At 42.2% G+C, this 22435-nt stretch carries 21 protein-coding genes; 11 read left to right on the top strand and 10 right to left on the bottom strand.

Annotation, left to right across the window (positions count from 1 at the left end; translation table 11 throughout):
- The first annotated feature begins 12 nt into the window (after positions 1-12).
- The 4 genes from FTT74_RS07875 (at position 13) to FTT74_RS07860 (ending at position 2672) form a co-directional block, all read left to right on the top strand.
- Complete coding sequence (locus FTT74_RS07875; RefSeq protein ID WP_004970245.1) at positions 13-405, top strand: SirB2 family protein; 393 nt, start codon at positions 13-15, stop codon at positions 403-405.
- A 189-nt stretch (positions 406-594) separates the two neighbouring features.
- Entirely contained in the window at positions 595-1431 is an 837-nt protein-coding gene (locus FTT74_RS07870; RefSeq protein ID WP_070155018.1) for a ParA family protein, read from the top strand.
- 13 nt (positions 1432-1444) lie between these two features.
- Entirely contained in the window at positions 1445-1840 is a 396-nt protein-coding gene (locus FTT74_RS07865) for a hypothetical protein (protein ID WP_004970241.1), read from the top strand.
- Positions 1841-2081: 241 nt separating this feature from the next.
- Positions 2082-2672 (top strand): LysE family translocator, encoded by a 591-nt coding sequence (locus FTT74_RS07860; RefSeq protein ID WP_004970239.1) that lies wholly within the window; start codon positions 2082-2084, stop codon positions 2670-2672.
- Between the two features lie 96 nt (positions 2673-2768).
- On the opposite strand, the gene FTT74_RS07855 is transcribed toward FTT74_RS07860, so the two are convergent.
- Positions 2769-3404 carry a DedA family protein gene (locus tag FTT74_RS07855; protein ID WP_004970236.1) on the bottom strand — a complete coding sequence of 212 codons (636 nt, stop codon included), beginning with the start codon at positions 3402-3404 and terminating at the stop codon, positions 2769-2771.
- Positions 3405-3635: 231 nt separating this feature from the next.
- Between FTT74_RS07855 and FTT74_RS07850 the strand changes: the two genes are divergently transcribed.
- Positions 3636-4058: a DoxX family protein gene (locus FTT74_RS07850; protein ID WP_004970234.1), complete on the top strand. Its 423-nt coding sequence runs from the start codon at positions 3636-3638 to the stop codon at positions 4056-4058.
- Positions 4059-4282: 224 nt separating this feature from the next.
- Positions 4283-5851: a glutamine-hydrolyzing GMP synthase gene (guaA, locus tag FTT74_RS07845; protein WP_131261279.1), complete on the top strand. Its 1569-nt coding sequence runs from the start codon at positions 4283-4285 to the stop codon at positions 5849-5851.
- A gap of 217 nt (positions 5852-6068) precedes the next feature.
- On the opposite strand, the gene FTT74_RS13905 is transcribed toward guaA, so the two are convergent.
- The 5 genes from FTT74_RS13905 to FTT74_RS07825 form a co-directional block, all read right to left on the bottom strand.
- Positions 6069-6542 carry an IS200/IS605 family accessory protein TnpB-related protein gene (locus tag FTT74_RS13905; protein ID WP_257221837.1) on the bottom strand — a complete coding sequence of 158 codons (474 nt, stop codon included), beginning with the start codon at positions 6540-6542 and terminating at the stop codon, positions 6069-6071.
- Between the two features lie 58 nt (positions 6543-6600).
- Positions 6601-7452 (bottom strand): hypothetical protein, encoded by an 852-nt coding sequence (locus FTT74_RS13900; protein WP_257221835.1) that lies wholly within the window; start codon positions 7450-7452, stop codon positions 6601-6603.
- 3 nt (positions 7453-7455) lie between these two features.
- Positions 7456-8055 carry an IS607 family transposase gene (locus FTT74_RS07835; RefSeq protein WP_016659757.1) on the bottom strand — a complete coding sequence of 200 codons (600 nt, stop codon included), beginning with the start codon at positions 8053-8055 and terminating at the stop codon, positions 7456-7458.
- Positions 8055-8696 carry a hypothetical protein gene (locus FTT74_RS07830; protein WP_096902615.1) on the bottom strand — a complete coding sequence of 214 codons (642 nt, stop codon included), beginning with the start codon at positions 8694-8696 and terminating at the stop codon, positions 8055-8057. The genes FTT74_RS07835 and FTT74_RS07830 overlap by 1 nt, the downstream gene beginning before the upstream one ends.
- A 95-nt stretch (positions 8697-8791) precedes the next feature.
- Positions 8792-10084, bottom strand: a complete 1293-nt coding sequence (locus tag FTT74_RS07825; protein ID WP_004970230.1) for a GGDEF domain-containing protein — start codon at positions 10082-10084, stop codon at positions 8792-8794.
- Positions 10085-10329: 245 nt separating this feature from the next.
- Here FTT74_RS07825 and FTT74_RS07820 point away from each other — a divergent pair, with 245 nt between their 5' ends.
- The 3 genes from FTT74_RS07820 to FTT74_RS07810 all read left to right on the top strand — a co-directional run bounded on the left by FTT74_RS07820 (position 10330) and on the right by FTT74_RS07810 (position 12485).
- Entirely contained in the window at positions 10330-11277 is a 948-nt protein-coding gene (locus FTT74_RS07820; RefSeq protein ID WP_004970229.1) for a pirin family protein, read from the top strand.
- Positions 11278-11309: 32 nt separating this feature from the next.
- Positions 11310-11708 (top strand): OsmC family protein, encoded by a 399-nt coding sequence (locus FTT74_RS07815; protein WP_004970227.1) that lies wholly within the window; start codon positions 11310-11312, stop codon positions 11706-11708.
- 123 nt (positions 11709-11831) lie between these two features.
- Positions 11832-12485, top strand: coding sequence for a glutathione S-transferase family protein (locus FTT74_RS07810; protein WP_179988838.1), 654 nt, complete (start codon positions 11832-11834; stop codon positions 12483-12485).
- A gap of 95 nt (positions 12486-12580) precedes the next feature.
- On the opposite strand, the gene FTT74_RS07805 is transcribed toward FTT74_RS07810, so the two are convergent.
- A complete protein-coding gene (locus FTT74_RS07805; RefSeq protein ID WP_004970222.1) occupies positions 12581-13189 on the bottom strand; it encodes an SPOR domain-containing protein in 609 nt (202 codons plus the stop codon).
- A 34-nt stretch (positions 13190-13223) separates the two neighbouring features.
- On the bottom strand, positions 13224-15014 hold the full coding sequence (gene argS, locus FTT74_RS07800) for an arginine--tRNA ligase (protein ID WP_004970220.1): 1791 nt from the start codon (positions 15012-15014) through the stop codon (positions 13224-13226).
- A 195-nt stretch (positions 15015-15209) separates the two neighbouring features.
- Here argS and FTT74_RS07795 point away from each other — a divergent pair, with 195 nt between their 5' ends.
- Complete coding sequence (locus FTT74_RS07795; protein WP_179988837.1) at positions 15210-15491, top strand: DUF2798 domain-containing protein; 282 nt, start codon at positions 15210-15212, stop codon at positions 15489-15491.
- 200 nt (positions 15492-15691) lie between these two features.
- The gene (locus FTT74_RS07790; protein ID WP_179988836.1) at positions 15692-17392 is read left to right on the top strand and encodes an NAD-dependent malic enzyme; all 1701 of its coding nucleotides are present in this window, start codon (positions 15692-15694) and stop codon (positions 17390-17392) included.
- 124 nt (positions 17393-17516) lie between these two features.
- Here FTT74_RS07790 and FTT74_RS07785 read toward each other — a convergent pair whose 3' ends face one another.
- Both FTT74_RS07785 and FTT74_RS07780 read right to left on the bottom strand, forming a co-directional pair.
- A complete protein-coding gene (locus FTT74_RS07785) occupies positions 17517-18284 on the bottom strand; it encodes a hypothetical protein (protein WP_096902222.1) in 768 nt (255 codons plus the stop codon).
- 523 nt (positions 18285-18807) lie between these two features.
- The gene (locus FTT74_RS07780; RefSeq protein ID WP_179988835.1) at positions 18808-22299 is read right to left on the bottom strand and encodes a PAS domain-containing hybrid sensor histidine kinase/response regulator; all 3492 of its coding nucleotides are present in this window, start codon (positions 22297-22299) and stop codon (positions 18808-18810) included.
- Positions 22300-22435: the final 136 nt, after the last annotated feature.

The following is a 22435-nucleotide window of genomic DNA, read 5'->3' as shown; positions in this document are numbered from 1 at the left end:
GGATTGAAATAAATGGAAAATTTAGGAATGCTGAATACCATTCACGTTGCTGCAGCGGCTTTATTATTTTTGGTGCTGTTTGTACGTGCCATGACTTTGTTTAAGGGCACACAAAATAACTCGCCTAATCCTAAAGCGTGGACAGTCTTTGTGGCATTGCAACATTCAGCACTGACGTTGATTGTAGTGACAGGTGTCATTGCTTTGTTTTTAAAAGACTTTCAAGTCGAAACATGGTTTTATGCCAAAATTATTTTATTTTTGGTGATGCTGTCATCTTTAATCAAAGCGTATAAAAAAGATGACAGTATTTTGTTGATTCAACGCCGTGTCGGTTGGGGCTTAGCTTTAGTCGCATTTTTTGCCATTTTAGGTTTGGTGATGTTAAAGCCAAGCTTCGGCTAAGTCAGCAGGTCTTATTGTAGATGTTGCTCGTGGCTGCAAACTCACGGGCATTGAATATATGTAAATATCGGCAAAAGATTGGCTACATATTTGAGCACTGGCGAATTGTTAGACATAATTCGGCAAGAATATTTACAGCTCAGTTAAACTGAAATGATGTCACAACAAAAATTGAAAAGAGGGGCGGCAATGCGCACACGTGTGGTGTTTAATCAGAAAGGTGGTGTTGGAAAATCCAGTATTACCGTCAATTTGGCTGCAATCAGTGCGCATCAGGGTTTAAAAACATTGGTGATTGACCTCGACCCGCAAGCCAACTCCAGCCAATATTTATTGGGTGATGATGCCACTTATTCTGCCGACAAGCCTGCGCTTGAACCCAACATCGAAAATTACTTTGAAGAAGTGTTGGGTGCAAATCAATCCAAAGGCTTATTAGGCAATGCTTTAGGCTCAATTTTAAAAAACCGCAGCAAAGGTTTAGAAGCCTATGTGCATCAATCGCCATTTAAAAATTTGGATGTAATCCCTGCGAGTCCGCAATTGGGCGGTTTGGCACACGCACTTGAATCGAAACATAAAATTTACAAACTGCGCGATGCCTTGCAACAATTGTCCGATCAATATGACCGCGTGTTTATTGATACCCCGCCTGCATTTAACTTCTTTACCTTGTCGGCATTAATTGCTGCAGATCGGGTGCTCATTCCATTTGACTGCGATGTCTTTTCTAAACGTGCTTTGCAAAGTTTGATTGAAAATGTGTTGGAAACTCAGGATGACCACAATGCAAACTTGCAAATTGAAGGCATTGTGGTGAATCAATATCAAGCACAGGCCAAGTTACCGCGTGAAGTGGTGCAGCAACTTAAAGATGAAGGTTTACCTGTTTTGAATAGCATGTTGCCGCCTTCGGTGTTGATGAAAGAATCACATCATAAAAATTTGCCATTAATTCATTTGGCAACAGATCATAAATTGACGCAGGCCTATCAATCATTGTTCAATGAAATTGAGCAAGCGTGATACAGAGGTAGACATGAAAACATTTGCAATTGGTCTTGTCGCGGCAAGTAGTTTATTGCTAGGGGCTTGTGCGACCACAGTGAAACCTAGCTATGTGTCGCCTACACATTATCAGGCTTTGAATTGCCAACAATTACAAAGCGAATATAACCGTATTCAGCAATATATTGAAAGCGGTGTTGAAGCACCGAAACGTACAGGTGTTGGTGTGGGTATCGGTTTAGGCGGTGGTTGGGGCAGCCGTGGCGGTTGGGGCGTTGCACCGAGTGTTTCTGTCAATATGGGACAGTCATCCAATACCAAAAGAACAGAATTGGCACGTCTTTTAGGTGAGCAAGAAGCCATTGTGCAAGCAGCAAAATTTAAAGCTTGCCCGATTATTGTTAAGCCCAAACCTGTAACATCTTAAATTTTAGGATTTGCGAATATTTTGTCTATGGTGCTGCCATTTGTGCAGCACCATTGCTTAAAAAATGTAGCAAGATAATTCAAGGTTGATCTCAATCTAATATTTTAAAAACAAAAACTTAATTTTATTTTCTGTTCTATTTACACCCTTGGGTCAGTCCTGCCAGATAGAAAAACTTGTCATTTTCAATGGCTTTCATATAAGGTGTGCTCCTATTTTTGATTTGCATGCTCTGGTGTTTATGATTGAAAGTTGGCTCTTTGTCCTAGCAATGATTGCGGTCTTGATGATTCCTGGCCCGACCAATGCGCTATTGGCAAGCTCAGCCCACCAACAAGGCATTGCCAAAACCAGTCTGCTGATTCCCGCAGAGTTTTTTGGTTATATGTATGCCATTAGTCTGTGGGCGTTATTCATTCATTTGAGTGCGCCAATTTGGCCTTATTTAATTGATATACTGCATGTTTTAAGCGCAGGCTATGTGTTTTGGATGGCTTTTCATTTATGGAAGCAGTCACATTTAGAGCAACATTGTCAAAAACACTCTGCCATTCGCCCTGCACAATTATTTTTTTCGACTTTTAAAAACCCAAAAGCCTTGTTATTTGCTGCAGGTATTTTTCCTACAGAAACGTGGGATAACCCGACCAACTTTGCTATGGTCTATGTCTTATTTGGTCTGATTTTATTGCCAACAGCGTTATTTTGGATGTCTTTTGGGCGAGCAGTTTTGGCGCGAGAAACCAATAAAGTGACGGCAGATCTGTTATATAAAGGCTCGGCTTTGCTGTTGGTGGTGTGTATGCTGCCTGTGGTGGCACGTTTTTTCTAAAGATTTAGAGACTTTTGGTGAGTTGAGCAATCATCTCACCTGTTTTGAATGTATGAGGGCAGCGCTGTAACAGGCATGCCCAAAGAATTACACAAATTAAGCAGGTTTTTTCTTGAGTTTTTGGCGAATAAAACCAATCACTCCAGGCAAGACACTTAAAATAATAATGCCGAAAATTAAATGGGTGAAATTGTCTTTCACTATTGGCATATTGCCAAACAAATAACCGAGTGTAATAAACGACGCGATCCAGCAAAAAGCGCCAATCACGTTATAGGTCAGGAAGTATTTATAATTCATGCTGCCTGCACCCGCCACGAAGGGCGCAAAGGTACGCGCAAAAGGCACAAAACGCGCAAAAATAATGGTTTTTCCGCCGTGTCGCTCAAAAAACTTCTGGGTTTCGATCAAATGTTTTTTATTGATAAAACGTGATTCCAGTTCAAAAACCCGTGGACCAATATATTTACCAATGTGGTAATTCAGGGTGTCACCGAGTACCGCAGCAGTAAACAATAAAATACCCAAAATCCACGGATCCATCACTCCTGTCGATGCAGCCAATGCGCCTGCCGCGAACAGTAAACTATCGCCAGGTAAAAACGGCATGACCACCAAGCCCGTTTCTACAAAAATAATCAGGAATAAAATAGCGTAAATCCATACCCCATATTGGGTGATGAATTCGAGCAAATGTTCATCGACGTGTAATATAAAATCAATCAGTTCCATGGGAAAAAACAAGCGAAAGTGTGCTCAAATCCTAGCAGTCCACAGGCGGAAAGTCAGTATGAAAAGGTAAATAATTTTCACAGTGATTTTAGGGATGCTAGACCAGCCACATCGGTTCTTTTTCGTTGCATAGATGCAACAACATGTCTTTTAAATGCGTATTTATCCTGAATTTTGAAAAAACTAAGATGTATTTGTCTTCAAGAATGAATCAAAAATATAGGTGATCTGATGTTTAATCCAAATGTTGTGTTAAAAAGTGTGGTCGAAAAAGCAAGTGTGCAAGCCATTGTAAGTTTATTTGCACGTGCTTTTTTAGCGTATTTATTTATTGTATCTGGTTGGGGAAAAATTGCAGGCTATGATGCAACAGTGGGCTATATGCAAGCTATGGGTGTTTCAGGTTCATTGCTACCTTTGGTGATTTTGCTAGAACTTGGTGGTGGTTTGGCAATTCTATTCGGTTTACAAGCACGTGTCGTGGGTTTGGGTTTAGGTGTTTTTAGTCTTTTAACTGCATTTTTATTCCATGCTGCACCAGAAGATGCGCTGAATTTTATGAAAAATATTGGTTTGGCTGGCGGTTTCTTCTACATCATGCTTTACGGTGCAGGCAAAATAAGTCTAGACCATCTTTTGGAAGCAAAAAAGTAAGTCATTGATTTCCACATCAGCTCAACAATTTAAGCAATCTTCAAGAAGGTTGCTTTTTTTATGCCATAGAAAATGCATAGTCTTTTAAAACTTAGAGTATGTGGTCACTGCAATATCACGAAGAAAAATAGCCATTTTTAGGATTGTCTGAATAGTGTGCGCAAGGCGTGGAAAAATGCTAGAATAGCGCGCTTAATTCGTTTGCCTTTCTATAGTTGTTTGTCATGACTACCAATACTCAAATTACTGAAGATCGTATCCTGATTCTGGATTTCGGTTCGCAATATAGCCAGCTGATCGCACGTCGTGTTCGTGAAGCGGGCGTATATTCTGAAATGTATGCCTACGATATGTCGGAAGAAGACATTCGTGCATTTAATCCAAACGGTATTATCTTATCGGGTGGACCTGAAAGTGTTCACCAAGCGGGTAGTCCACGCGCACCTGAAATTGTATTTAACTTAGGCGTACCTGTACTGGGTATCTGCTATGGTTTACAGACCATGTCAGAACAATTGGGCGGTAAAGTTGAAGCGGGTACAGTGCATGAATTCGGTTATGCCGAAGTCGATATTTTGGTACGTGACAAACTGATTGGTAACTTGCAAGACCGTGAAAACCAATTGCACGTTTGGATGAGCCATGGCGATAAAGTGGCACGTATTCCAGAAGGCTTCCAAATTACTGCAAGCACGCCAAGCTGCCCAGTGGCAATGATTTCTGATGAAACTCGCCGTTTCTATGGGATTCAGTTCCACCCAGAAGTGACACACACTGCAAAAGGTGCAGAGTTATTGTCTAACTTCGTCCATCAAATTTGTGGATGTCGCGGTTTATGGACACCAGAACACATCATCGACCTGCGCGTAGAGCAATTACGTCAGCAAATTGGCGATGAAAAAGTATTGCTTGGTTTGTCGGGCGGTGTGGATTCTTCTGTGGTTGCGGCATTGTTGCATAAAGCCATTGGCGATCAATTAACGTGTGTATTTGTAGACAATGGTTTGTTGCGCTTGAACGAAGGCGATCAAGTGATGCAAATGTTTGCAGAAAACATGGGGATTCGCGTGATTCGTGCCGACGCTGAACAGCGTTTCTTGGGTGCATTGGCTGGCGAAGTTGATCCAGAGAAAAAACGTAAAATCATTGGTCGTGAATTTATTGAAGTTTTTGCCGAAGAAGCACGTAAGCTGGATGGCGTGAAATTCTTGGCACAAGGTACGATTTACCCAGACGTGATTGAATCTGCAGCCAGCAAACAAGGCAAAGCGCATGTGATTAAATCACACCACAACGTGGGTGGTTTACCAGAAGATTTAGCTTTTGAATTGGTTGAACCATTACGTGACTTGTTTAAAGATGAAGTTCGTAAACTTGGCACCACTTTAGGCTTGCCACACAGCATGATTTACCGCCATCCATTCCCAGGTCCAGGTTTGGGCGTGCGTATTTTGGGTGAAGTGAAAAAAGAATATGCAGACATTTTACGTCTAGCTGATGATATTTTCATGCAGGAATTACGTGCAAGTGGCTGGTATGACAAAACAGCTCAAGCATTTGCAGTATTCCAACCTGTAAAATCAGTTGGTGTCGTAGGTGATGGCCGTCGTTATGCATGGGTAATCGCACTACGTGCCGTAGAAACAGTGGACTTTATGACTGCACGTTTCGCACACTTGCCGTATGATTTGGTTGACCGTATTTCAACGCGCATCATGAATGAAATTGCAGAGGTTTCACGTGTGGTTTATGACGTATCATCTAAACCACCTGCAACCATTGAATGGGAGTAATTCAGGGATTTCGCGAAGCATTGCTTCGTGCCTGAATTACGCCAAGCGCTATGTGCGCGGCAGTCGGGGTTTCAAGCAGCACTGCTGCTTGCCAGTTTTACGACATGAGCCCATTTTAAAGCACGGCTTTTAAAATGGGTGCAAGATGCTTGCGGCAGCTAGCTTTCCTCTTGCACATAAAAAAAGAGCACTCCATGTGCTGTTCCTTAAAATGTAGTCAAACATAGTCAAGGACTAATTCGCACTCTGTTAATGTCTTGTTGCCAAGCGTGTAACTAGAGCCTGAGTCGGTCAGTTCCGACTTGTAGCGGTCAGTCCGTTCTTGCAATATACGCTTTACAGTTTTGTAAGGCGTATAACGACTTATCTCATTGTCGTTTAATCTTGCAAGCACGTTTCTCGCAGCATTCCAATCAGCTTGCACAACTTCCCCATTGAAACGGTGAAAACGATCTCCCTTACGTGTACCTATTAAAAGGCCATGCAAGAAAGAATCACTTTGCGAAGTATATGCAGAATTGACTAGATGCACCGTAGAACCTCTACGGTGAGATATAGAAGTTAGGGCATTAGCTAACAAACCTTTAGCCCATGTATTTAAGCGTCTATTGGTGTTTTTGCCATAGTTGCGTTTACTTTGAATTGGGGATGTTAAATCTTCCGCAACAATCACTTTGGCTTTATCAACCAACTTGTGAGTTGCTGTAAATATTAATGTTTTGAGCTTTGCTTTTTGAGTATCTTGTCGCTTATCTAGTTTTTTTTCGACCTAGATTATTTAACTCAATTTTCTGTTTCTTGTGTGGTTTAGCTTTAGCAATCGCTCTGAGCTTGTTTCTGTGCTTGTACTTTTGATTTAAATAATCTGATTCACTTGAGATCAGCTTGCCTAGACCACTCCCATATACATCGCCATCAGAGTCCACAAAAGCTTCTGAGTACCCTTTATCAACACCTACTGTTTCCTGACCACAATCTTGTGTTTCAACTGCATCATAGGTTGAATGAACTTCAATATTGCCATTTTTTAGAATAATTCTTAATGTGCCTTGCGGTGCAAAATCAACAGTCGTATTTAATGGGATTTTAATGGTTTGTCGAGGGATAAGGCTTGGTACTTTAAGCCAACATTGACCATTTAACTCAAAGGTTTTACACATATCCGCACGAACAATAATTTGATTATGTGTGTGATTAACACCATGCCTAAAGTGATTACGCATTTGACGATGGAGGAAATTATCAGTCATCCATTCATCTTTTTTAAGCAAGGTGTATAGTCTTTTTTGTTCATTATTACAGGAGGTGCGTTTTCGGATCGCCTGCTTTACTTTGTCTTTTGATGCTTCTCGATAGGCTTTAATATCACCTACGCAATCACGTAGCGTTTCTTTCCACGCATTTGCAGAAACACCAAAGTCACGACTTTCTTTCATCCACGCATCACGAATAGCTCTGTCACTGATATTCAAACCTGAAATAGCACCATATTTAGCCCACACCTCGCTACGAATACGACCAAGTAAAACAGCTTGTTTCTCAAGCTGTTTGTACTTTTGCACATTCAAGTTTTTACAATGGTGGATGCGTGTTAGTTTCAAAAGTTATTCCTTGATGTTCACTAATTCTTTAACTTTTTCTTTGTATTTTCTTAATCCGTAAAGTCGAGAGGAAAAACAATGAATAATCGCTAACAAGTCTTGTGTTACTTCTTCCGTTGGGGAAAGAGATTCTTGATTCATAATAATAACTTTACAACCATGTCTTTCAGCAAAAGATTCAAACCACTCAAAACCAAAACGCACCAAACGGTCTTTGTGAGCGATGACAAGCATTGAAACTTTACCCATTTCAATATCAAGAAAAAGCTGATTGAATTTCTTTCTTTTATAATTCAAACCACTTCCAACCTCTGACACCCAATCATCAACAGCATAGCCATTTACAGTACAAAAAGTTTCTAAAGCTGACACCTGATTAGCTAAATCGGGCTTTTGAGCAACACTAGATACCCTTGAATAAACAATTACTGATGATTTAGCTTCCGTTGCTTTTATACCGATATATTCAAGGTATTGATCGTGCGTGTAGTATCTGCGATTTTTAGGATTTCGACATGCAACCAAAATACCTTCGGCATCCCATCTTTGTAGAGTTTTAACCGACTTCCCAATCATTTCACCGAATTTAGCAGGAGAATACATTAATCAATCTCCGCTAACTTCTTGAAATCCTCAAGTGTATAGTCTTTAAATATGGATTCATCACAATATATGGCTAGATCATTGTCTTCATCCCATCCACAGATAGGGCATGTATAAGGGGATGATGCGACTCCTAGCTGATTATATTTTAATAAAATATCGTCACAAACCTCATAAAGTTCTGAATCCTCATGATGATCAACAACTTCAAGGAAAATTAGTTCACTAATATTTTCTGCAAATTTTTTGTATTTTTCAGGCACTTCTAGTTGATATGGCTCTACTAAATCATCTAGTTTTTTAGCGCAAGCATCACCAAAAATCTCTAATAATTTTTCCTCATATTCTTGACAGCGCATACCTTGTCCTGAAACGTGAGTACATTCAGAAAAGCCTGTATTTGCATTAATAAAATCAGCATAGGTGGGGCATTTATCGGAGAGTGATTGATTTGTTTTTTCAGGGTACGAAGAACAATCATAGCCTAAATCTACAATATCGGTTTCATAGAAATCATTCTTTGACCACTCACCATAGACCCATGATGCAAATTCCTTAATAAACCCATCTTTATTTTCAGGGGATACAAAATAAGCAAGGTCTTGCTCTACTTTCTTTAAGCTTTCAGTCAAGTATTTCATTGCAAGTTTTTTTAAAATTTAATACCTAAATTGTATATGTTTGACTATATCTGTCAAAATAATTATTTTCTATAAATCACTCTTTTTTATGCCTGCTAAACAATCCAAGATTTAATTTCTTTTTTTACCGTAGATTTAGGGGGCTCAGGCATCCCCACATCAAAACTGATGACACAATTTCGTCCACGTTGTTTGGCTTGGTATAAGGCCAAATCGGCTTCTTTAATTAGGGTCTGTAAGTCGGTTTGTTGTGGTTTTAAACTGGATACTCCAATGGAGACAGTGAAATTAAAACATTTTTTATCAATGCACATTTCATGCTGAGCAATTTTTTGTCTTAAGCGTTCTGAAATCATCAGTGCTTCATCTAAGCTGGTTTCACTAAGCAGAGCGATAAACTCTTCACCGCCAAAGCGTGCCAAAATATCCTTGCGGCGCATTTCTTTACGAGCAATGTCTGCAATATTTTGTAAGACCCGATCTCCAATATCGTGCCCATAGGTATCGTTAATTTGTTTAAAAAAGTCGACATCAAACATTAGTAAGCAGACCGATTCAGATTTAGGCCATGCATGAATTTTGTGTTCTGCCATGTGTACAAACTGACGTCGGTTATTGAGTTGGGTCAGTTCATCGGTGTGTGCCAAGGCTTGCAAGGTATGAAAATTCCAGTCATCCAGCAAACTGCGTAAAAAGTGATGGCGGGCATTTAGGGTGTTGATCCAACTGATATACAAACTCAACAAACATACAGGGATATACACCACCATAAAAACTAAGGCATCCTGCAAATTGGTGAGGGAAATCACCCCCAAAAACATGAGTACGCTCATGACCAATGAATTGTAGACCGCAGGGCGGAAACGCACTTGAATACATAGGTTCGCCATGAGCACAAAAATGACCGAGGCATACACATAAGTGGAAATCCAAGGGCTTTGTGATTGCGACAGGATATAGAACCAAATACCGCAGCACAGTGTGGCGCTGACCGGTAAAATTAAATCTAGCAGGCGAATATCTTTGATCAATTTAAAGCAGAAATAATTGCCAATCAGCGCCAATACAACAGCACTGAGACGGAGTGTGGCCGAGAGTGTAGTGACATCTGGAATGATGAAATAATCGATAAAGAAATACAGCAGGAACGTCATTTGCCCAATGTAATTGACTTGGCGTAAATAACGACGCTGATGTAAATTCTGGTGTTGATAAAAATGTGTTTCAAATTGCGGCGGGAGTTGCGCAGCAGGGTGCTGCAATGCTTTTTCAATTGCTTGTCGGTTTTCAAGATCACACTCAGTTGTTTTTAAAAGTTTTTCTGAGGCTTCCTGATTGCTTAAAATCTTCGAACGGGTCTGTTCCCCCATTCGAGCTTTTACAGACATAGCGATATTTACTCAAATTGACAACTTATAGTGAGGATTATGCGCAAAATGCAGAAAAAATAACCTCCCTAAATTTGGGTATTTTCTCTATTTTTTTAAATTTTGGTCAAAATTATGCCATATATTTTAAGGTGTAGTTCAAGTTTGAACCATAAAAATCAGAACAACAAATTTCATCTTGCTCTTCGTTAGTGATTTACTATATTTAATAGTCAAGGAATTTACAGAAATATAAGAGGTATAGGATGAGCAACAGCAATTATACCGAGCTTTCCAATTCAGACGATTGTGATAAGTACGTCAAGCAATTTATACAGGAATTTCCACTGCGTAGTGCTGAAATTGGGCAGGGAACTTTAATTAAACGTGCTTTACCGAGTCGGCATAAACGCATGATTGGGGCATGGTGTTTTCTAGATCACGCAGGTCCTGTTAATTTTCCACAAGGTGAAGGCTTAGATGTCGGGCCGCATCCACATATTGGTTTGCAAACATTCACCTGGATGATTGAAGGCAGCATTATGCATACCGACAGTTTGGGTACTAAGCAATTGATTCGTCCCAAACAGGTTAATTTAATGACCGCGGGTTATGGTATTTCACATACCGAAGTTGCTCCCGACACCGAAACACACATGCATACAGCGCAACTGTGGATTGCTTTACCTGATGATCAGCGCAATATGGCGCCACGTTTTGATCATTACCCTGACTTGCCTGTGGTTTTGCTAGATGGAGTGGAATTTACCATCTTAGTTGGTGAATTTTTAAATACCACTTCACCAGTATTAGTACATAGTGAGTTGCTAGGGGTAGATATTTATAGTGAAACCAGCACGACAACCCGTTTGCCGCTGAATCCTAAATTTGAATATGGTTTGATGATGCTGGAAGGCACAGCCACTGTGCATGGGCATGAATTAAACGATGAAAATATGCTGGTGCTTGAACCAGGCTTAACCGAAATTCAGCTAGATTTACATGCGGGTGCGCGTCTGTTGCTATTGGGCGGTTTACCTTTTGAGTCGCCAATTTTGTTGTGGTGGAATCTCGTCGGTCGTACCCAAGAGGAACTCAGCATTGCACGTGAGCAATGGGTCAATCATGATCCTCGTTTTGGCACAATACCAGACTACGATGGACCACGTTTAGAAGCGCCGACTTTCCCCGCAAAAATGCGTGCATCAAAATAAATGATGGAATATCAATCTATAGGGAGCATCTTATGGCCAAGATTGGCACAGCACAGGTACGCAGTTTAGACACGGCATGGCAAGGTCAGATCCAAAGTGGTCAGCACCAATGGAAGGTAGATGAGCCTGAAAAGTTAGGTGGTCAAGATGCAGGTCCTGCACCTTATGATCTGTTATGTAGCAGTTTGGTCGCTTGCACCATGATTACCTTGCGTATGTATGCACAGCATAAGGGTTTGGATTTTGGCAAAATTCAGGTCGAGGCGGACTTCTTTACCAATCAGGAAGGGCAGGAGTGGATTGAACGCCGTGTGCAAACTGAAGCAGCGTTAGATGCAGAATTACAGCAAAAAGTACTGAATATCTGTCAAAAAACACCTGTGACGAAAACCTTGTTACGCAGTGTGGAAATTCGTACTGAATTGGGTTAAACCTAGAGTTGAATCCGTCTCTTATAAAAAGGCATGCAGGACATGCCTTTTTATAATGTTGCGTGAAACAGAAGATATAACAATCACTTAAAACAGATGTAATAAAAACAAAATAGGACGTTTATGATTACTTTACACCACCTTGATCAATCCCGCTCTTTCCGCATTTTGTGGGCGCTCGAAGAGCTGGGTTTGGACTATGAAATCAAGTTTTACCACCGTCAGCCCAATTTAAGTGCGCCCAATGAATTGAAGCTGATTCACCCATTGGGTAAAGCACCAATTTTGACGGATGCAGAGCAGACCATTGCAGAATCTGCAGTCATTTTGGAGTACTTGCTGCAGCATTATGATACGCAAAGGCAGTTTAAACCGCAGCAGGCTTCAGCACAGCAAGCATATCAATACTGGATGCATTATGCCGAAGGCTCGCTAATGCCATTGTTAGTGATGCAATTGGTGATGACCAATGTGCCGCAGCATGTGCCATGGTTAGTTCGACCAATGGCGCAAAAAATTACTGCAGGTGTTAAAGCAGGGTTTATTCAGCCTCGTTTAAAAGATCATATTGCTTATTTAGAAGATTATTTGGGCAAACATGATTATTTTGCAGGGGATTTTTCTTTTGCCGATATTCAAATGGGTTTCCCGCTCCAAGCATTGCAAAGCCGTACCGGGCATCATTATCCACAGATTGCGGCTTATTTGGCACGCGTGGAACAGCGTCCTGCATTTCAGCGTGCACGCGAACGTGAGCAGCAGTTAATGCAAATCTAGCGATGATTTTTGTGAGTACATCGTTCTATAGACCTAAAAAAAGATGCCGAGGCATCTTTTTTTAATTGATTTTGGTCGATTGATAACAATGAGGCTTAGCGTTTCACGACAATTGAATCAATTCCACTATGCTGCAAAGTTTGCTGAGCAATCACTGCAGCATCGGCTGAATCATAAGGGCCTGAAATCACCCGATACCAAGTTTCACCACCTTCTACACTTTTCACTACATCTGCCGATAAACCATTCAAAATAATTTCGGCACGACGTGCATCTGCAGCATCTGGGTCGGTATAGCTACGCACTTGTAGAATATAGCTGGCTTGTACCACAGGGGCAGGCATTTCTGTCAGACCAACATTGGCTTCGCTGGCCGCTGGCGCCTCTACAGCAGCAGGCGCTTCAACAATGACTACGGTATTCTGTTGCTGTGTTTCAGGCACCGCTTGCTCAGGAATTGGGGTAACCTGTTGCTGTGGCAGCAAATCATAAAAACGATAGTCTTTGTTGGTATCTTCCTGATAATGCTCAGAATTGATTTGCCCTTTAGGCTGTACAGGTGCCCACGGTTTCCATAGCATTAAGGCTACAGCAAAACACAACACGATTAAAATCACCACGAGTGTGCCTAACCACGTTGGAATTAGTGGTTTTTTGGGCTTATTCGGTCGTTCAGATACACCGCGTTGCGTTTTTCCAAACACGTGGACTTCCTCTTGTTATGCTTTTATTTGGCTTTTACATTGTTTCTGGTGCAGAGACACCTAATAATTCTAAACCATTACGCAAGACTTGTTGTACGTTTACTGAAAGCAATAAGCGTGCTTGAGTCAAGGCTGCATCATCATTCAGAACTTTATGCTCATTGTACCAACCGTGGAACAATGCTGCTAATTCTTTCAAATAGTTACCTACCTGATGCGGTTCGTGGCTGTTGGCAGCACGTACTAAAATTTCAGGATACGCAGCCAGTTTGGCTAAAATTTCAGTTTCAGCATCTAGCTCAAGTTTAGCGGCAAACTGACGTGCAGTTGTCGCATTAAAATTCAATTGCGTAGCAGCAGCTTTTTCGAGCATACGACAAATACGTGCATGAGCATATTGAATATAGTAGACCGCATTGTCTTTACTTTGTGAAACGGCCAAATCTAGGTCAAAGTCAATGTGCTGTTCAGATTTGCGCATGACGTAATAGAAACGTGCAGCATCGTTGCCGACTTCTTTACGCAAATCACGCAAGGTCACGTACTGACCTGAACGGGATGACATTTGTACCATTTCACCACCACGCCATAAGCTCACGAACTGCACTAACAGTACCGTTAATTTTTTCGAGTCGTAGCCTAGTGCATCAATGGCCGCTTTCACACGTGAAATATAACCGTGGTGATCTGAACCCCAAATATCAATTAGGTCTGTGTAGCCACGTTGTAATTTATTCAGGTGATAAGCAATGTCTGAAGCAAAGTAAGTGGTTTGACCATTGCGGCGTTTCACCACACGGTCTTTTTCATCGCCAAATGCGGTCGATTTAAACCAGATATTGCCGTCTTGTTCGTATAGATAACCACGTTGATCTAGTGTTTGCAGAGCTTCATCAATTTTTTCAGTCAATGACGCTTCGCTAAACCATTGGTTAAAGGTGACACCAAACTCGCCCAAGTCATCTTTAATGTCGGCCAAAATAGCATTCAGCGCAGCCTGATGGAACACGCGATAATCATCACCCAAGAGCGTTTGTGAATTGAAAATCAAACCATCAATGTGTTTTTCTTTGTCGCCCGACAAGACCACTTTGTTGCCATCGGCATCGAGTTCTGCCGCATATTGCACATCTTCAGGCACATTGTTATATACATCTGCAACAGGGCGTACATGGCGTTCACCATCCTGTTTTAAAATGCTTTGTGCGATGTCTTTAACGTAGTCACCCTGATACGCATTTTTGGGGAACACCAGCGTTTGACCTGCCAGTTCCAAATAACGCAAGTAAGTTGAAGTCGCCAAAATATCCATTTGACGGCCAGCATCATTGACATAGTATTCACGGTCAACTTTAGCACCTGTGGCTTCAAGTAAATTGGCAACTGTCATACCATAAGCAGCACCACGACCATGACCCACGTGTAGGCTTGAGGTTGGGTTAGCAGAAACGAACTCGACCTGAATGCGTTTTTCTGCATTGATTTGGCTGCGTCCAAATTGTTGTTTTTGTGCTTGAATTTGATCTAAAACACTAAAACGCTGGTCGGCATTTAAAAAGAAGTTAATAAAACCAGGGCCTGCAATCTCTGCTTTGCTGATGTCTGCAACTTCAGGCAGAGCAGCAAGAATTTTTTCGGCTAAATCGCGTGGCTTCATACCCGCAGCTTTAGAGGCAATCATGGCAATATTCGATGCGAAATCGCCGTGGCTGCGGTCTTTGGTACGGGTTAAATTACTCGTATTGTTCCAGTCAGATGGGAGTACACCTTCAGCTTGAAGGGATTGCACTGCATGCTCGAGCGCTGCTTGTATTGCCGTATTCATATTGAGTCGAAAAATAGATGTGCAGAAAAACGCTAAATATAGCAAATTTCAGGGGCTTTAGGGGAATGCAATTGTATGCTTTATCGAATTTTGCGGTGGGTGGATCTAAAGCAATACATTGCCTGAAAAATCATCCTTTCTCTAAGCAATTCATGGCATAGTATCCGCCAATAACGTCAGGCAAAAGGCGATGGCATGAAACAACGTGCAATGATTTTTGGCAATGTACCCAAGTTACCTATGAAATGGGCCACCGTGGTGATTCCTTTCTTTTTATCGTGTTTGATGAGTGGCATCATTTCCTTTATCAATATGATTCGTAATTTAGGCTGGATTGATGGTTTTTTTGCACTCTGGTTCAATAACTGGATGATTTCTTGGGCCTTTGCTTTTCCAGTGGTGCTGTTTGTTTTGCCGATGGTACGTAAATTCGCTAGCCTGATTGTCGATATGTCACCTTTACAGCCACCGAAATAATCGTGATCTGTTCTCTGTTTAGGTTTATTCAAAGAGCGTAGCACTCAAAAATATACGGTTATCAGAAATAAAAATCATTCAGATTTGGCTATCAAACTTCTAAATGCCCCCTTTACTGTAAAAGGGGCTAAGCTAGTCAGATGTCTGATGGCGTATCTCAATCCATGCGCCATTCGCAACTGATTAGAATGAGATGAACAATGACAACCGCAAATCTGCAGCAAAAACGTCCTTTATATATTCCCTATGCTGGCAACGGCCTTTTAGAACTACCTTTATTAAACAAAGGTTCTGCATTTTCTGAAGAAGAACGTACGCGTTTTAACCTGCATGGTTTAATTCCGCATGTAATTGAAAATATTGAAGAACAAACTCAGCGTTCTTATCAGCAATATTGTGCTTTTAGTGATGCGATTAACAAACATATTTATTTACGCAACATTCAAGACACCAATGAAACCCTGTTTTATCACTTAATTGAGCAACATTTGAGTGAGATGATGCCAATTATTTACACCCCAACTGTAGGCGAGGCATGTCAGCGTTTTTCCGATATTTACCGCCGTCATCGGGGTATTTTTATTTCCTATCCAGACCGTGCCCATATTGATGATATTGTACAAAACATCAATAAAAAGAATGTCAAAGTGATTGTGATTACCGATGGTGAGCGTATTTTAGGCTTGGGTGATCAGGGCATTGGCGGCATGGGTATTCCAATTGGAAAACTGTCTTTATATACAGCATGTGGCGGTATTAGTCCTGCCTATACCTTACCCATTACCTTAGATGTAGGCACCAATAACCCACAATTACTGAATGATCCGATCTATATGGGCTGGAATCAGCCACGTATTAGTGGTGAGGAATACTATCAATTTGTCGATCAGGTGATTGATGCGGTGAAACGCCGTTGGCCAAAGGCATTGATTCAGTTTGAAGATTTTGCTCAGAAAAATGCCATGCCCTTGCTGAATAAATATCGTGATCAGATTTGCTGTTTTAATGATGATATTCAGGGCACTGCTGCTGTATCTGTGGGCAGTTTAATTGCTGCATCACGTGCGGCAGGCAAGCAGCTGAAAGATCAAACCATTGCCTTTTTGGGCGCGGGTTCTGCAGGATGTGGTATTGCCGAGCAAATTGTGGCGCAAATGGTGGTGGAAGGCTTAAGCGATGCTGAAGCACGTGCTCGTGTGTATATGGTGGATCGTTTTGGCTTGTTTACCGATAATCAGCCGAACTTGCTCGACTTCCAAAGCAAACTGGCACAAAGCACGGAACGTGTCACAGGTTGGGGCAATGCCGAAGGCATTATTTCATTGTTGGATGTGATTCAGCATGCCAAACCTACCGTACTCATTGGAGTGTCTGGGCAACCGGGTTTATTTACTGAAGAGGTGATTAAAACCTTGGCTGCCAATTGCGAGCGTCCAATTGTGTTGCCATTGTCAAACCCAACCTCACAAGTTGAAGCATTTCCTGCCGATATTTTGGAGTGGACTGAAGGCAAGGCCTTAATTGCAACAGGTAGCCCATTTGAGCCAGTGAACTATCAGGGCAAACTTTATAATATTTCCCAATGCAATAACTCGTATATTTTCCCAGGTATTGGCTTAGGGGTAATCGCTGCAGGGGCAACACGTGTGACAGACAGTATGTTAATTGCATCCAGTAATGCGCTGGCGGACTGCTCACCATTGTTGCAGGATCCAAATGCAGATTTATTGCCTGATTTAAATGAAATTCAGCAGGTGTCTAAATTTATTGCATTTAGAGTCGCAAAAGCAGCAATGGATGCAGGCGTTGCAGCTGTCATGAGTGATGAGGCATTACGAGAGGCAATTGAGGCTAATTTCTGGAAGCCTGAATATCGTGATTATAAACGTGTGACGTTTTAAGCAAAATTCATTCGTGTATTGTTAATGAAATAAGCCACAAGGCGTGCTATTGCACGCCTTGTTTTATTTGGAATAGGATGGGGTTTGCGATGTGATTACTTGGAATTTAAGTCTTCAACTCACACTAAGCAATATAGTTCTGTTTTGGATTTAAATCGGCACAATTCAAAGGATTTAAGGCACATTGCAATTCATCAATTTGCTGCTCACTGACATAGCCTTGTCCAATCAGGTATTTTGCAACGTGGTCATCTCTCAGGCTTATAAACGCAGCATCGTACACGCCTAAATCGACAAATAAGGCTGCCGTTTCAAGACTGTTAAAACGGTCTAAATACACGTCATTGCCATACAGTAGAAAAATATGTTCAGTGGGTGCATGCGCATCGACTTTTAAGCGTTCTGCCAGCTCAAAAGGTGAGGTTTTAATGAACAGCAAATCGGACAATTCATCAAATTGAGCTGTATCGAGTTGTGCCTCATCTGTTTTGACTTTGCCTAACCATGCTTTAAAGACCAGTACCGCACCACCACGTAATAACATACTCCAAATATGCTGGCGGGTGCTTTGATCTAAGCCTTGCGCTTCTTGTTCCAAAACATCCAGTAATTGCTCCTCCTGTGCTGAAAGTTTGTTGAACAGACCTAAACCTTGTGGTTGATACGCCGCAGGGCGAAACACATCAAAATTGAGTTCTTCAAAGACTTGTAGGGCTAAGGGTACTGCGGTTTGATACAGGGTATTCAGCGCTTGTAGATGAGGAGCTTTGAGTTTGCTGTTTTGAAACAGACGATCCCAGTGAATTTCGGGCAATAGCGCATTTACGCCATATTGACGCTGTAGCTGCTGTGTTTGTTCTGCGAGCTGCTGTTCATGGTTCACGGTATTCATGAGATTCTTCCTAAAACGTGAAAACAGGTCGATCAACGCTTAATAGGGCAGGAAATTTGTTTGGATGTGGCTTGAAGATGAATGCGCTGATCATTTCTTGTACTTAGTTATGCGCGCAGATAGTCAATAGATGTATAAGACTAAAGTCTAATGTATTGCAATGTGCTCAGAAAAGCCTTTACAAACTCGGCAATTAAAGAAATTGTAAGCAAGTTTGGGTGTATTTGCTTACGATCTTGTCAGACTTTGCCATAGCCAGTGAGGTGATGGTATTTAATGTGAAGGGCAGGCACTCAAAACGCGACATTTTTGAAAACTTTGGTCAATGGGTGTTGTGCATCAGGCCAATGGCTGTGACACTTTACAGGCAATCTGTTATTTTTTGAGTGGTCTAGGGTTGCAGTTGGTAAAACAGCTTCAAGCCGCCACAAGACGGATATTGAATAGCTTTGCCTGCCTTGCACTTTAAACATGGCTTGAATCAAGCACAGTTTAAAGCGGGACAGACAAAGTTTTATTGCTATCAGCTGCCTGAAATTTTCAGTCCAGATAACCAAGAACGCAGCGATGCTGGTTTTAACGGTTTTTTCAGCAATACAATATTCAGCTCTTTTAAGCGCTGTGGCAATTCTGGGTCGGAGTCTGCTGTAATTAACGCCACAGGTACATCGGCTTGACGATGTTCCAGAATAAAATCTAAACCGATTTTATCGTCATTTAAGTGCTGATCGACCAACCAAACTTGAATGTGCTCACGTTGAATCAACTCAATTGCTTGTTCAGGTTCGGTGGCTTTAAATACGTGATAGCCCCATTTACTCAGCAGGGTCGCCATGCCTTCCAAAATGGTTTCATCATTGTCTAAACACAAAATTTTATAGGCTTTGGTTTTCAACGGCACCACTTGCACAGGTGCAGCCACTACTTTTGGAGCTTCGACAATCGGCACTTCAATCATAAAGCACGAGCCTTTGCCCAATTCCGAATAGACATGCACAGGGTAGTTCAGCAAACTGGTCATACGCTGCACAATCGCTAACCCAAGACCTAGACCTTGCTCACCCCAAGGCGACGTATGTCCGCAACGCTCAAACTCCTGAAACAGTTTAATACGCTGTTCTTCGGCAATACCCGGACCGGTATCCCACACCCCAATTCGAATATGTTGTGGATGTTCTGCGGAACGCAATACGCCCACGACTACACGCCCTTTGGCGGTATAGCGCAGCGCATTGCTGACAAAGTTTTGAATAATACGACGAATCCATTGTGGGTCGGTATCAATCCAGAACTGTACGTCATGCACACGGAATTCAATGCCACGTTGTGCCGCAATGGATTTAAATTGCAGGCTTAAATCGCTGAGTAAGTCATGCAGTGGATAAGCCTGACGTTTCGGCTGAATCGTACCGCCTTCCAAACGGGCAATATCCAACAAGGCCGAGAGCATACTTTCTGCACCATGCAGGGCACGATCCAGTTGTTGCAGGGTTTTACGGTCTTCATCGGACTGAATACTTTGCTCTAAAGCCGTACTGAATAAGCGCGCTGCATGCATTGGCTGTAATAAGTCATGACTGGCAGCGGCAATAAAGCGGCTTTTGGACATATTGGCTTTGTCGGCTTGTTCACGTGCCAATTGCTGTTCTGCCAAAGCATCGGCCAATTGTTGTGTGCGATCTTGTACCCGTGCTTCAAGTACGGCTTCGTTTTCACGGAAAGCGGTAATATCGGCAAAGGTGGTCACGAAACCACCGCCTTCAATTGGATTACCACGCATTTGAATTACACGACCATCTTTACGGATGCGTTCAAACTCGTGTGCACTGCCCATTTTCATCCAGTGAATACGTTTACGCACGTGTTCTTCAATTGAGCCCGGACCACATTCACCACGTTCTGCGTTATAGCGAATCAAATCGGCAATTGGGCACCCGACATAGACAATATCTTTAGGATAATCAAATAGTTTGAGATATTGATTATTCCATGCTACCAAACACATATTTTCATCTACCACACTCACGCCTTGGGTCATGTGGTCAATCATGGTCATGATTAGGTTTTGGTTAAAGCGTTGCCATTGTGAGGCTTGGTCAAGAATATTCGCAACTTGCCCTAAAGCGAGTCCGTTATTGACCATGGCAGTGGTGAGCAAAGTACGCGCAGATGCTGCACCAATGGTGCCTGCCAAATATTGTTCGGTAAAACGCCACCACATGCCGTTGGCATTGGCATTTTCATTCAGCACCACATTATTTTGCTGACTAAACTGCTCAAAGGCTTGTCGGGTTGGAGATTCGCCTGTAATGCGTTTTGCCAGTGTGATTAAATCGCCTACTTTTAAACGCGCTACATCCTGATGTGAATAGCTGACCTCGTTGCTCATGTTCTGAGTTGGCAAAGGCTTGGTTTCATAATAAAAGAAACTTTCGGCCTGAATCTGTTCTGCCACACTTGGGCGGAAAATACGTGACACCCAAACATATAACAAAATATTTAAACCGAGCGCCCAAACCACCCCATGTGTGAGCGGGGCAAAAGATTCAAAGCCAAGCAAGGCTTCAGGGCGTAACCAGTTGATGCCTAAAGGTCCCAGCAATAAAAATTCACGGGTAAACTCGCTGAACTGACTTGGCAGGCTGCGTAAAATAGTCGGAAGTAGCAGGGTATAGGCCCACATCGCAAATCCAACAATTAAGCCTGCATAAACGCCCTGTTTACTGCCACCACGCCAATATAACCCCCCAATCAGGGCAGGGGAGAACTGTGCCACTGCACTAAAGGCCAACAAGCCAAACACAGAAAGTTGATCAATATCGTTAAAGAAGTTGAAGAACAGGAAGCCGAGCAGCATCACCGCTAAAATACAAATGCGTCGGGTGAATTTCAGTACCAAAGGCAAGCGCTTGTCATGGCGTGAGAAAATGCCCATGCGCCACAAGGCAGGCATGATCAGGTCATTACTCAGCATGATCGACAGTGCTACTGAAGATACCAATAGCATGCCTGTTGAGGCGGAGAATCCTCCCAAGAACGCCAACAGCGTCAACCAGTCTTGGTTATAACTGAGTGGCAAAGACAAAACCGCTACATCTGGGATGGCTAAATATTGCGGAGCTGCGTGCAAGGCCCAACTGGCAATTGGAACAATCGCGATGGTGGTTAAAATCAGATAAACGGCAAACCAGCGACGCGCACCCCGAATATGTTTTTCATCGCGCAGTTCGACCACAGCAACGTGAAACTGACGCGGCAAACAAATAATCGCTAATGCCGCCAATAAGGTTTGCACCCAAAAGGTTTCAGGCACACCAAACAGCTGTACTTCATGGAAGGTAATTGAAACATCATTGGCAATTTGATGAATATTGTCAGGCGCTTCAAATACAAAGAAGAAGGCCACAGCCAGCAAGGCAAATAGTTTGACAAAGGACTCAAAGGCAACCGCAAGCATTAAGCCGCCGTGTTGTTCGGTATTGGCAATTTGTCGAGTACCAAACAGCATCGCCAAAATAGCCAATAAACCTGTCAGGAATAACACCGCATTGGTGGTACTTTCAACATTGGTGCTTTGATCCAAAATCACTGCGGCACTCAGCGCAATTGCGCGTAATTGCAAAGCCAAATACGGGATAATTGCAATCACCGCCAAAATTGTGACCAGTGATGCCAATGGCCCGCTTTTACCGTAACGTGCAGCAACAAAGTCAGCAATCGATGAAATGGCGTGGTGTTGTCGCACTCGACCCAAACGTCGCCAAATATCATAACCAACAGCGACAAACAGCAATGGCCCTAAATAAATGGGTAAAAAAATGATCCCTTCACGAACGGCTGCGCCCGTTGCACCATAAAAAGTCCATGATGAACAGTACACCCCTAAAGTTAAGCTGAACATGAGCATGCGCCCACGCGTGCTTAAACGACTGGCGTGTTTTTCCCCATAGAAAGCACAGATAAAAAGTAATGCGATATAGAGGGCTAAAACCCCCATAATGAGCCAGCTGTTCATGATGCCTTAAAAGTATCGACAATAGGGCTATGATAGCCTATTCCATTGCCTTTGCGCTGAGGTTGATCATTTTTTTAGCGACCAAAGTCTAAATTGCAAATCGGCTCCAACATTGTTAATTTTAAGTTCGAAATAA

It is taken from the genome of Acinetobacter sp. YH01007, assembly GCF_013420425.1.
GTDB classification, from domain to species: domain Bacteria; phylum Pseudomonadota; class Gammaproteobacteria; order Pseudomonadales; family Moraxellaceae; genus Acinetobacter; species Acinetobacter towneri.
Note: the sequence above shows the minus strand (reverse complement) of the source record. Positions and strands in the feature narration are given on the sequence as shown.